The sequence below is a fragment of the Blautia sp. HA9023 genome (assembly GCF_056504095.1).
This window is the reverse complement of sequence record NZ_JBWLUR010000008.1, coordinates 786,281-797,500: the sequence shown is the minus strand read 5'-3', so window position 1 is coordinate 797,500 and position 11,220 is coordinate 786,281. Positions and strand designations below refer to the sequence as shown.

Below are 11,220 nucleotides of genomic sequence, written 5' to 3'. Positions count from 1 at the left end.
CCGAATCGATGCCACATCCCTCTGGCGTACCAACTTTCCATTCCCCTCACGGAACCCTTGCCCACACCGACATTCTCCCCTCCATAAATCCAAACAAAAAAGCCTAGAGCCCCAGGATTCACATTCATCCCAGAGCGCCAGGCCCATATCAGTCAAGCTGGAAATGAGACTCGAACTCACGACCCCTTCATTACGAGTGAAGTGCTCTACCGACTGAGCTATTCCAGCTTGTGTTAAACACAAATGATATTATACCTTATTTTTCAGAAAATGCAAGCAATTTTTTATTTTTTATCCGCACCCCCATACCCAATCACAAAATCATCCGTCTTACAGATCACCTTCGAATCATTATCCTTCTGGAAAACCCGAAAAGAAACCGAAAGCTCATTGATACCAGCATTTTTTCCCAGGAAATACATCTTTACAATCTCACTCTTCCCTGCCGGAATCCCCTCACACGAAATATTCGCCGTCTTACACTCCTTACCATTAACCTTAACATTTCTACATCTGACATCAATATCCTGTTCCGTATCATTCACTACACAAAACCTTGGAGTAAGCCCCATGACACTATTCTTCACAATACCCTTTTCGATAATCTTAACACCCTTGTCATCGTAAAGAACAATCCCACCACCGCCAATCTCCTGCTCATACGATCCACTGATATCAGTCTTTATGGAAATATTATCCACTACAGCAATATCATCATACGTCTTATCCTCATAAAAACGCAAGCCACATTCCACATCCGCCACACGGTCAATTCCATATCCATCACATTCCTGTTTCGAAACCACCAGTAATCCATCAGTTTCCCCACCTGGTTCTGCCTTGTCAAAAAACAAACTGTTTGCTTCTACTTTACAGCCATTAATATAACAATTTTCGGCTATCAAACCCATTTTTTTCATCCGTATTATTTTCAATATGAAGCGGTATGACAATATTCTGCTCTGCATCCAGAGAAGCTTCCGAAACCGAAACCTTTATATTATTTTCGTCATAGATCACCTGTTCCAGAACTGTAGACTTCTCTGCCCAGACCGTTACCGTAGCAAACATAGTAAAGAATACCGCCGCAAAAATCCCGGCTGCCAATTTCTTTTTCATACAACATCCCTCACTATTTTCTGCTGATCTTTACTTTCTTCCCCACCCTCTTTACGGATGAAACTTTTTTCTCAGGAGTACAGCTAAAAACAGTCACTCCATAAGCCGGGAGCTTCATTTTCAGAGAATTTTCCCTGTTATCACACTCCGCATGCACCGCATTTTTGGCCCTGGTATTCACAACACCCAGACCACCATATTTTCCATTATCACTGTTAAAAATCTCTTTATACTTTCCAGCAAAAGGCACACCGACCTGATAGCTGTCATAAGACACCGGTGAAAAATTACATACTATAAGAAGCGTCTCTTCCATTTTTTCCGTTTTTCTCAGAAAAGCAACAATATTTTCGTCATAGTTGGTAAACTGGATCCATTCAAAACCATCCGAATTACCATCCATCGCATACAGCGCCGGACAACTTCTGTACATCGCATTCAGATCATGAATATATGCTTTCATTTCTTCTATGCACTCTTTATCCGGTGCTGTCATCTTCACTCCCGGATGAAGCATCAGATAAGCGTAGGCCGCACGTACCTGAGCCAGTTTCTGTTTCGGAGATCCCGGAAGTTTTTCAAGAAATTCCTTCAGAGTTCCTACATCCCTTCGTCCCAGGGTCAGTACATAATGTTCACTGTACGCATACATCATGGAAAGCGTCAGCTGATCATAATAATCCTTTCTTTCCAGCGGTTCTACTTCTATATAGGAGAGAAGATCTTTCGTCCATCCGCCACTCCACTTATAATCAAATCCCAGATGATCATTCTCCACGCTGTCTGTAAGCTGAGGCCAAAGTCCATCCTCCTGTGCGATCAAAAGAACTCCCGGATTGCGTTTCTTAACAATAGAATTCAGATGTTTCAGAAACTCCACAGCCTGGAGATTTTCATTAGAGCCATAAAGATTTGGTCTCCACTGTCCTGCCTCTCTTCCAAAATCCAGATACAGCATGGCATCTACATCATCCAGGCGAAATCCATCTACATGGAACTCATCCAGCCAGAAAAATGCATTCGAGAGAAGAAAATCCTTAACCATAGGGCTTCCATAATTATAAAGCATCGTCCCCCACATCGGATGGACCGCCATAGCCGGATCCTGAACTTCATAAAGAGGTGTTCCATCAAATTTCTCCAGTCCTGCATCAAATCGTGGAAACTGTGCAGGTGTCCAGTCCAGGATCACACCAATTCCTTCCTGGTGAAGTTCTTCCACCAGAGCACGGAAATCTGCCGGTGTTCCAAAACGATTCGTCAGCGCAAAATAAGATGAAGTGGAATATCCCCCTGAATTCTGATCCAGATACTCCATAACCGGATGAAATTCCACATGTGTATACCCTGTTTCTTTTAAAAATGCTGCCAGTTCACCATGTTTTTTCCACTCTGTTATATCTGTTTCATAAACAGACACCGGAACTTCACGGCTTACAAACTTTTCACGTTCTTTCATCCACTCTTCATCCTGCCAGGAAAACTCTCCCAGCTCTGCCACAACCGAGATCACAGACGGAGCCTCCTGCACCCCGTTTCCGTAAGGATCTGACTTGCGCTGTACAGCCCCGCCTTTTATCTTGATTTCATATTGATAAGAAGCGCCTGCCTTTACGCCCGGAACAAAAAGTTCAAAAATACCGGACATCGGCATACGATGCATCGGAAGCCGTCTTCCATCCCATCTGTCAAAATCACCAACTATACTTACACGGATCGCATTGGGTGCCCATACCGCAAAATAAGTTCCACGCACACCTCCACAGACAACCGGATGTGCACCAAGTTTCTTATAGGCTTTATAATAAACGCCTGCACAAAATGCTCTTTCCTCTTCTTCCGTAATCTGGCAGGGATATTCATAAGCATCAAAAAAAGCCTCTTTCATGCTGCCCCGTGTAACCTGAAAACGATACTCCGGAATTCTTTTCAGAGGAAGCATTACCGCATAATAGCCAGCCTCATCTTCCAGTGTCATTGGATAAGACTTTTTTCCAACTATTACTTCCGCAGCTTCCGTCCCCGGAAAAAATCCCTGAATAAGCACTCCGTCATCTGTCACTCTCGGCTGCATCACGTCCCTCGGCGCAGCTTCCTCACCATAAACGATCGCCTCGATCCGGGGCCAGTCCATATATTCATACGCTTTATCAGCCATAATCGTCTCCTCCGTTATATCTGTTGTTTTATAGACTCAGTTTACCACTTTTTTACTGAAAAATAAAGAAAACTCTTCTTAATCTTCGCAAAAAAGCACTCAAGTAACCGGTAACAGAACAGAAAATAAATCAATTTAGTTCTTCCCAAAATACCTTCCAGAGCTTATAATATGAGGCAGAAAAACAGGCGGGTATTCTTATTCCGCTATAAAAAACAACTTACCAGGAGGAATTATCAATGGAAAACAAACTGTATGATGTAACCGCTCTCGGCGAACTTCTGATCGACTTTACTGAAAACGGCAACAGTTCCCAGGGAAATCCTACTTTTGAAGCAAACCCGGGCGGCGCTCCCTGCAATGTACTCGCCATGCTGAACCGCCTTGGCAAAAAAACAGCATTTATCGGAAAAGTTGGAAACGATATGTTCGGCAAACAGCTGAAAACAGCTGTTGAAGAATGCGGTATCGATACCAGAAACCTTGTTATGGACGATGAAATCCATACCACTCTTGCTTTTGTACATACATATCCAGATGGAGACCGTGATTTCTCCTTCTACCGCAATCCAGGCGCAGATATGATGCTCACCAAAGACGAAGTAGATGCCGAACTGATCCGCAACTCCAGAATTTTTCATTTCGGTACTCTTTCATCCACACACGAAGGCGTCCGCGAAGCAACCCGCTACGCTCTTGATGTGGCAAAAGAAGCCAACTGTATCATCACTTTCGATCCAAACCTTCGCCCACCTCTCTGGAAAGACCTTAATGACGCCCGCAAAGAGATCGAATACGGCATGGAACGCTGCGATGTGCTGAAGATCTCCGACAACGAAGTGGAATTCCTTTTTGATACTACAGACTACGATAAAGGCGCAGCTCTCATCGAAGAAAAATACCACATCCCCCTTGTCCTGATCACCCTTGGAAAAGACGGAAGCCGTGCATACTACCATGGCCGAAAAGTAGAAGCCGCACCATTCCTTCAGGAACACACCATCGAAACCACCGGCGCCGGCGACACCTTCTGCGCCAGCACCCTGAACTACGTCCTTGACCACGGCCTCGAAAGCCTCACCGATGAAAACCTGAAAGAACTCCTCACCTTCGCAAACGCAGCCGCTTCCCTCATCACCACCAAAAAAGGCGCCCTCCGCGTAATGCCAACCAAAGAAGAAGTAGAAACCTTCATCAAATCCCGCAATTAAAAAAAGGCGGCCTGCACTTGCAGGCCACTTTTTTTATGTACATCCACAACTCAAGAAAATAAAAATCAGACCTGCACTCAGGCAATACCCAACAGCACCCCAAAGAACAGGCCTATTTTTTAACGCACATCCACACCCCAGGGAACAGGGCGCAAGCGCCCGCCTTCCCGTCCACTCTCCAACGCCGTACCCGTGCCCGGAAAGGGAGGGGTGCAGGGGAGGGAAAAGCGGGCTTCGAAACTCCGAGCGCCTTTCTCTCCCCTGCGGTTTTCTACACTGTTGTCAACAGTGCCTCAAATTTTCCTTCCATTTCATACTCGCCGGCATTAGCCGTAATAAACACGCTATCTCCCTTCTGCACCTCAACGCACTCCTCTCCGGACTGTACCTTCCCGGTACCGTCTAAGACGAGTAAACTTGCAAAAGAAGTCTTATCAATCTCCCCAAAGATCTTCTTCATCCTCTGTCCATCCAGAACCACCTTATCAACCGTAAAATAATCACAGTCCACAATATGCGGCTCAAAAGACTTCTTCCGAAGGATCGGCACCCTCTTCGTCACCTGAAGTGCCTTCTCAATATGAAGATCCCTCTCCTTACCATTAGCATCCTTACGGCCATAATCATAAACCCTGTAAGTCACATTGGAATTTTCCTGGATCTCCGCGATCAGATTTCCTTTACCAATTGCATGAATGGTACCCGGCTCGATAAAAAGCACATCCCCTTTATGAACTTCAACCTTGTTCAGAACTTCCAGAAGGGTCTTATTCTTAATTCTCTCCTCAAACTCCTCCTTGGAAACTTCACGGGAAAATCCATAATACAGGCTGGCACCTTCCTCGCAGTCCACGATATACCACATCTCCGTCTTGCCATACTGACCTTCATTCTTCATGGCATACTCATCATCCGGATGTACCTGGATAGACAGATCATCCTTCGCATCAATAAATTTGATCAGCAGCGGAAACTGGCTGTAATGGCGGCTGTGAGTACCGGTAACCTTCTTTCCCTCCATGAGGATATACTCGCTGAGTGTTTCTCCGGCATATTCTCCGTTTGCCACATAGCTGGGTCCGTCCGGGTGGCAGGAAAGCTCCCAGGTCTCTGCAAGCTTGTCGCCGTCATATTCTTTTCCAAATTCTGTCATCAGTCTTGTGCCGCCCCACAGATAATCCTTGCAGCTGGGTTTTAATTTCAAAATTGCCATAATCTGTCTTCCTTTCTTTCATCTATACCGGATAAAGCGGACTGTCACGCCCGCTTTATCTTGTTCGATGTCTCTGTGACATCCCTTCATTATTATCGGATTCCCAGCTCTGTATCTTCCTCACGTACAAGGCTGTGATCCTTAATATAGTCAACAATCTCATCCAGTGTTGTAAATGCAACACCAACATAGCTGTCTGCTGCTCCATAGTAAAGAGCGATCTTTCCTGTCTCAGAATCATGGATGGTCGCACATGGGAAGCATACATTCGGCACAAAACCTCTCTCCTCATACCAGGTTTCCGGTGTAAGAAGGAAGTTCTCGCAGCGATATTTCACTCTGGAAGGCTCATCGATATCCAGGATCGCAGCACCGCCGCCGATCTTTACGGACTCCCACCACTCAGATGTTTTTCCCATTACGTGACGGTGTTTTCCCCAGAAAGTCATATCCGGGCTCTCACTTAAGAAAATATCACCAAACGGTGTATGGCCGCTGTCAGATGGTCTGGAAAGCATCACATAATTGCCGTTAATTTTTCTCGGGAAAAGAACTGCATTTCTGTTAAATGGAATGAACGGATTTTCAATTCTTGTAAAAGTCTTGAAATCTGTTGTTTTTGCAACACCGATAGATGCACCGTAAAAATCCTGGCACCAGATCACATAATAGGTATCTTCTACTTTTACGAGACGTGGATCGTATGCATATTTCGGCATAAAAGACTCGCCTTTTTCGTTGACAAAATTGATCTTTTCTTTATCAAATGTCCAGTGAAGTCCGTCCTCACTTCTTCCAAAATAAATGAACGGAATGCCGTTCACCTGCTCACCACGGAACACGCCGATAAATTTTCCTTCATAAGGAATAACCGCACTGTTGAAGATTCTGGCAACTCCCTCTACCGGATTACGTCCGATCACCGGGTTTTCCGTATATCTCCACAGTGGTGCTCCTTCATGATTTTCCGGTTTGTCCTGCCACGGCACGTTTGGAACTGCCGGGCTGATCATTTTATATTTGCTCATATTATTTTTCTCCTTCTGCTTTTAAGATCTCAAGATTTTTTGCAATCAGCTCACAGCGCTGTTTTACGCAGTCCGGAGAACGCTTGGGATCTTCCGGTGTGTTGAAAAGATAATCTTCCATTTTATCGATAGTGGTGGTTGCCACATGCATTCTGGTATCACAGGAAGCGTAGTAGATATAAATGGTTCCGTCCTCGTCAGCAATGGCTCCGTTTGTGAACACTACATTGGAGACATCTCCCACTCTTTCCTCGCCGAAGGGAACAAGGAAAACTCCGGATGCAGGCAGACATTTCTCTGCTGCGGAGACTGGAGAGTTTTTAAATTATCAAGACGCTCCCAGGTTTTGAGATCTTTGGTACGGACGATTCCCGCCTCTGCAACTGCCGCGGAAAGGTCACTGTTGTCTGGATCTTTACTCTCAGAGCAGAACACTCCGTAGATCCAGCCGTCTTCATGCTGGGTAAGACGCATATCATATACATTGGTCTCCTCCGGGCAGGTATCCGGCAGAACTACCGGGTAATCCCAGAAATGGAAACCATCGATTCCGTTGTCACTCTCTGCCACTGCAAAGAAAGATTTACGGTCGTTTCCCTCCACACGGACTACGAGATAATATTTTCCATTAAGCTTGATGGCTCCGGAATTCATCACTGCGTTGATGCCGAGACGTTCCTGGAAATTCGGATTTGTTTTTTCATCCAGATCGTATCTCCAGTGTACCGGTGCAAACTCTCTGGTAAGTACCGGATATTCGTAGCGGTCATAGATTCCGTTGTACCACTGTGTTTTCTGGTTTTTTCTGGCAACCAGTCTGTCCACTTTTTCTTTTTCGATATAATACTGTTTATGCAATGTCTTTCATCCTCCTGATCACTTCTATACACATACGTCCGTTATGATACGGGCATTTCCACGGCTCCACGATAGGTTTCTCCACCGGAGTATGGTCCTCATGGATACACCAGTACCACTCGGAACCGTTTCTCTTGTCGATCATGTAATTTTTGATATAATCCCAGACATCCTCTGCCGCCTGGAGATATTTTTTCTCTGCAGGATCTTTCTGGTATCCGTTCAGAAAACCAACTACGGATTCCGCCTGTACCCACCATACTCTGGTGGTATCATTGACACCGTTTTCACACTCGTTCATAAGAGAATGGTCGCGGTATGCTGTTTTGTATACATTTGCAAGGATTTCTTTTGTGATGGGCGCAACCTTTGCGGTGTACGCCGGATCATCCAGCACTTCAAGTCCACGGTCAATCAGCCAGGAAGTTTCAATATCATGTCCATAGGAGTAAAGATCAATAAGAGTGTTCCACTCTCTGTCAAAAAATACTTCCTGTCTTTTCTGTGCCGGGTTATATACCTTGTCTGCAAAAATATCCAGCATAAAACGCAGGCGGTCTCCGGTGAATTTATCTTTTGTTACACGGTAAAACTCTGTGTACGCCTCAAACACATGAAGCAGGGTATTCATGGTTTTCTCTGCGATCACACCGTTCTCGGAAAGCTTGTCGTTCTCTTCCAGCTGGAAATTCCGCTTGAAGGCTTCCAGATATCCGAATTCATCGGTGCATTTTTCCTCGATGATCTTCTGAAGACCTTTGGCGATCTCTAATGCTTCCTCGTTTCCGGTGGTATCATAATAGGAAGAAAGGGCATAGATGGCAAATGCCTGATTGTAGATATGCTTTGTGGTATCCAGAGGTTTTCCGTCATATGTCACAGACCAGAACACACCTCCACATTCCTGATCCAGACATTTTTCCTTCAGGAACTGATAGGCATGATCTGCATATTCCCGTTCTTTTTCAAAGCCCTCAATACGGCTGACACTGGAAAAGAACCAGAGGATCCTGCTGTTTAAGATGCAGCCTTTTTCAAATTTTTTATCCAGCTTTAAATCGTAATCCATGTAGCCGTAATATCCGCCGAATTCTTCATCCTTCAGGCCTTCACAGAAAGGAATGATCCCGTTTTTCAGATGTTCTCTGATCTCATTTAACATAATTGTCTGCTCCTTTTTAACCCTTGACCGCACCGGCAGCAACACCGCTGTAGATCTGATTCTGGAAAATGATGAACACGATCAGTGCAGGAAGAAGAGAGATGATAACACCTGCACAGATCAGGTTATACTGGCTTCCCAGAGGTCCGGTAAATGTGTAAAGTGAAGTTGCAACGGTACAAAGTCTTGTTTTGTCCTGAAGATAAAGCTGTGCACAGTAGTACTCGTTGTAGGTATTTGCACCTTTCAGGATGATGGATGTTACAATGGCCGGTTTCAGAAGAGGAAGAAGGATCTTGCTGTAAATGGTAAAGTAAGAAGCTCCGTCCAGGTCTGCTGCCTCATAAAGAGAATCATCCACAGACATGATGGCACCGACGAAAAGTACCATGTTCTGTCCGAAATATCTCCATACGGAAGACCCTACCAGTGACCAGTTGTTTACCGACTGATCTTTCAGCCAGTACGGAAGGTTATCAAGCTGGAATCCACACCACTGAAGAACGGTATCAAATACGAATCCACGGGTGTAGAAAAATTTAAAGATAAATCCGATGGCAATACCATTGATCAGATATGGGAAAAACATAAATCCCTTAAAAAGGTTGCTGCATTTTACCTTCATGCTGAGAATGGTTGCAAGATAAAGCGCAATGGCAAGCTGGATCAATGCACCAGCCATATAGTAAAGACAAAGTTTCAGAGCGCCGATGATATCGTCTCGTTTAAAAATGGCTCTGTAGTTATCAAGACCTACAAATTTTCTTGCGCCAACATATTTCATCTTGTAGAAACTGAATTTTACCATTTCCGCAAATGGAAGATATGTAAATACAAGTAACAAGATCAATGGAATAATGGTGAATGCAAGGATGATAAGCATCTGCTGGCCCTTACGGCTTCTCATCCATTCACCGAAGCTCTTCTTCGTTCCACTCTGTTCCATAGTTTCCCTCCATTTCAAAGGCGGGGAAAACGCGTCCCCGCCTGAGTGATCTGCGTTTATATCTGTGCAGATTATTTGTTTACTTCTACATCATCTGTATCCTGAGCGTCACTCCATTTCTCGTTCCACTCTTTCATGATGTCATCAAAATCCTCATCTCCGTTGGATGCATGCTCAACGATTGCCTGGATCTTCTCGTTTCCGCCTGCGCCTACCATAAGCTCGGAATCTGCATTCAGCTCGTTGAGGACATCTTCCTCACCTTCGATTGCCGGCTCGTTGGAGATAAACTCTACATTGTTATCTGTGAACTCCTGATATACCTCCGGAAGCTTGTCATCGCCAACTGCGATCGGAAGGCCACCTTCATTGTAGGAATATCCGGATTTCTCTGTCATCCATTTTACAAAGATCATTGCTGCTTTCTGATTTGTCTCATCGCTGTTTGCATTGATACCGAAGCAGTAGTCCTCATCTGCAGGTGAATACTGTTTTCCGTCTACTGTGATCGGGAATGCGAAGTATCCGATGTCATCTGCATTGTCTCCTGCACCCTGCATCTGCGGGTAAGCCCAGGAACCAAGTACCATAGTTGCGATCTGACCGTTGTTCAGCATACCCTTGCTGCTCTCCCAGTCTGTTGTTGAGTAGTCATCCTCAGTAAGTCCGTCTGCAACTGCATCGTAAAGGATCTTGTAAACGTTGTAAGCGCCTGTTCCATCTCCCGGGTCAGAGAACGGATCTTTTGTATGAACGAATTCCTGGTTTCTGTATTTTGCATCGCCGGTTGCTGTGATTCCGGTATAATCATCCCATGCTCCCATTGTCCAGACAGCTGCATAGTTTGTATAAAGCGGGATCGCATCTGTTTTATCTTTTACAGCTTTCAGATCTGTGATGAACTCATCTGGTGTTTTCGGAAGCTCTGTGATTCCTGCCTCTTTGAAAACTTTCTTATTATAGAGAACGCCACGGCCTACAACTGTGATCGGGATACCGTATACTTCGTTCTCATACAGCCATCTGTTCGGATATTTCACTTCTTTTTTTACAGAATCAACATCTCCATAGGAAAGGAAGTAAGTGGAGAGGTCGGATTTGTCAACCTCCGGGATCATCATGATGTCACCCCAGTCACCGCCCTGAAGACGAAAATGTATTATTATGAAGGGACATATCTCATGGATTACTTAAATCACTTAAATTTCAGGCAGCAATTTCTTTCCAGCGTACACACAAGAAAAATGGTAAACATTGAATATACGCCGGATTTTCTCATTCCCAATAATTATCACTACGAAAAAGAGCTGCTTTCCCCTCTCTCACCGGAAAGCTTTTTGTATCTTCTGGGTGGTGGAAGTATCCATACCGACTCTCCCCTGGCATTTCGTTTTTCTTCCATGGATTGCCATCTGCTCCTTCTTACCACCATGGGCAGCGGAAGGATCACAACTCCGGGAGGAAGTGAAGGAAGAGGCAAAAAAAATACTGCTTACCACGGATTTTTCCATCCATGAAGTAAGCA

At 44.9% G+C, this 11,220-nt stretch carries 10 protein-coding genes, 1 tRNA gene and 1 pseudogene; 2 read left to right on the top strand and 10 right to left on the bottom strand.

Annotated features, from left to right (window positions below):
• Positions 1 to 155: 155 nt before the first annotated feature.
• The 4 genes from AC04Q6_RS13650 to glgB all read right to left on the bottom strand — a co-directional run bounded on the left by AC04Q6_RS13650 (position 156) and on the right by glgB (position 3,277).
• A tRNA-Thr gene (locus tag AC04Q6_RS13650) sits at positions 156 to 228 on the bottom strand.
• 56 nt (positions 229 to 284) lie between these two features.
• A complete protein-coding gene (locus AC04Q6_RS13645; RefSeq protein ID WP_118071174.1) occupies positions 285 to 911 on the bottom strand; it encodes a hypothetical protein in 627 nt (208 codons plus the stop codon).
• Positions 880 to 1,119: a hypothetical protein gene (locus AC04Q6_RS13640; protein WP_118071175.1), complete on the bottom strand. Its 240-nt coding sequence runs from the start codon at positions 1,117 to 1,119 to the stop codon at positions 880 to 882. Before AC04Q6_RS13640 ends, AC04Q6_RS13645 begins: the two co-directional genes overlap by 32 nt.
• Before the next feature lie 13 nt (positions 1,120 to 1,132).
• Entirely contained in the window at positions 1,133 to 3,277 is a 2,145-nt protein-coding gene (gene glgB, locus AC04Q6_RS13635; protein WP_118062816.1) for a 1,4-alpha-glucan branching enzyme, read from the bottom strand.
• A 239-nt stretch (positions 3,278 to 3,516) separates the two neighbouring features.
• Here glgB and AC04Q6_RS13630 point away from each other — a divergent pair, with 239 nt between their 5' ends.
• The gene (locus AC04Q6_RS13630) at positions 3,517 to 4,488 is read left to right on the top strand and encodes a carbohydrate kinase family protein (protein WP_118071177.1); all 972 of its coding nucleotides are present in this window, start codon (positions 3,517 to 3,519) and stop codon (positions 4,486 to 4,488) included.
• 271 nt (positions 4,489 to 4,759) lie between these two features.
• Here the strand turns inward: AC04Q6_RS13630 and AC04Q6_RS13625 are convergent, their stop codons facing one another.
• From AC04Q6_RS13625 to AC04Q6_RS13600, 6 genes and pseudogenes are all read right to left on the bottom strand, one after another.
• Entirely contained in the window at positions 4,760 to 5,701 is a 942-nt protein-coding gene (locus tag AC04Q6_RS13625; RefSeq protein WP_118071178.1) for a type I phosphomannose isomerase catalytic subunit, read from the bottom strand.
• A 92-nt stretch (positions 5,702 to 5,793) separates the two neighbouring features.
• Positions 5,794 to 6,729 (bottom strand): glycoside hydrolase family 130 protein, encoded by a 936-nt coding sequence (locus AC04Q6_RS13620; RefSeq protein ID WP_118071179.1) that lies wholly within the window; start codon positions 6,727 to 6,729, stop codon positions 5,794 to 5,796.
• Between the two features lies 1 nt (position 6,730).
• Positions 6,731 to 7,587: pseudogene (locus AC04Q6_RS13615) on the bottom strand (glycoside hydrolase family 130 protein).
• A complete protein-coding gene (locus AC04Q6_RS13610; protein ID WP_118071180.1) occupies positions 7,580 to 8,749 on the bottom strand; it encodes an AGE family epimerase/isomerase in 1,170 nt (389 codons plus the stop codon). Before AC04Q6_RS13610 ends, AC04Q6_RS13615 begins: the two are co-directional and overlap by 8 nt.
• A 16-nt stretch (positions 8,750 to 8,765) precedes the next feature.
• Positions 8,766 to 9,695: a carbohydrate ABC transporter permease gene (locus tag AC04Q6_RS13605; RefSeq protein ID WP_118071181.1), complete on the bottom strand. Its 930-nt coding sequence runs from the start codon at positions 9,693 to 9,695 to the stop codon at positions 8,766 to 8,768.
• A 71-nt stretch (positions 9,696 to 9,766) separates the two neighbouring features.
• Positions 9,767 to 10,816 carry an ABC transporter substrate-binding protein gene (locus AC04Q6_RS13600; protein WP_118071182.1) on the bottom strand — a complete coding sequence of 350 codons (1,050 nt, stop codon included), beginning with the start codon at positions 10,814 to 10,816 and terminating at the stop codon, positions 9,767 to 9,769.
• Positions 10,817 to 10,876: 60 nt separating this feature from the next.
• Here AC04Q6_RS13600 and AC04Q6_RS13595 point away from each other — a divergent pair, with 60 nt between their 5' ends.
• Entirely contained in the window at positions 10,877 to 11,212 is a 336-nt protein-coding gene (locus tag AC04Q6_RS13595) for a hypothetical protein (RefSeq protein WP_242997113.1), read from the top strand.
• Positions 11,213 to 11,220 lie beyond the last annotated feature (8 nt).

Bases quoted from the DNA above. Each gene is read 5' to 3' on its own strand.
- AC04Q6_RS13645 (WP_118071174.1), bottom strand. From the start codon at position 911: ATGGGTTTGATAGCCGAAAATTGTTATATTAATGGCTGTAAAGTAGAA.
- AC04Q6_RS13640 (WP_118071175.1), bottom strand. From the start codon at position 1,119: ATGAAAAAGAAATTGGCAGCCGGGATTTTTGCGGCGGTATTCTTTACT.
- glgB (WP_118062816.1), bottom strand. From the start codon at position 3,277: ATGGCTGATAAAGCGTATGAATATATGGACTGGCCCCGGATCGAGGCG.
- AC04Q6_RS13630 (WP_118071177.1), top strand. From the start codon at position 3,517: ATGGAAAACAAACTGTATGATGTAACCGCTCTCGGCGAACTTCTGATC.
- AC04Q6_RS13625 (WP_118071178.1), bottom strand. From the start codon at position 5,701: ATGGCAATTTTGAAATTAAAACCCAGCTGCAAGGATTATCTGTGGGGC.
- AC04Q6_RS13620 (WP_118071179.1), bottom strand. From the start codon at position 6,729: ATGAGCAAATATAAAATGATCAGCCCGGCAGTTCCAAACGTGCCGTGG.
- AC04Q6_RS13610 (WP_118071180.1), bottom strand. From the start codon at position 8,749: ATGTTAAATGAGATCAGAGAACATCTGAAAAACGGGATCATTCCTTTC.
- AC04Q6_RS13605 (WP_118071181.1), bottom strand. From the start codon at position 9,695: ATGGAACAGAGTGGAACGAAGAAGAGCTTCGGTGAATGGATGAGAAGC.
- AC04Q6_RS13600 (WP_118071182.1), bottom strand. From the start codon at position 10,816: ATGATGATCCCGGAGGTTGACAAATCCGACCTCTCCACTTACTTCCTT.
- AC04Q6_RS13595 (WP_242997113.1), top strand. From the start codon at position 10,877: ATGGATTACTTAAATCACTTAAATTTCAGGCAGCAATTTCTTTCCAGC.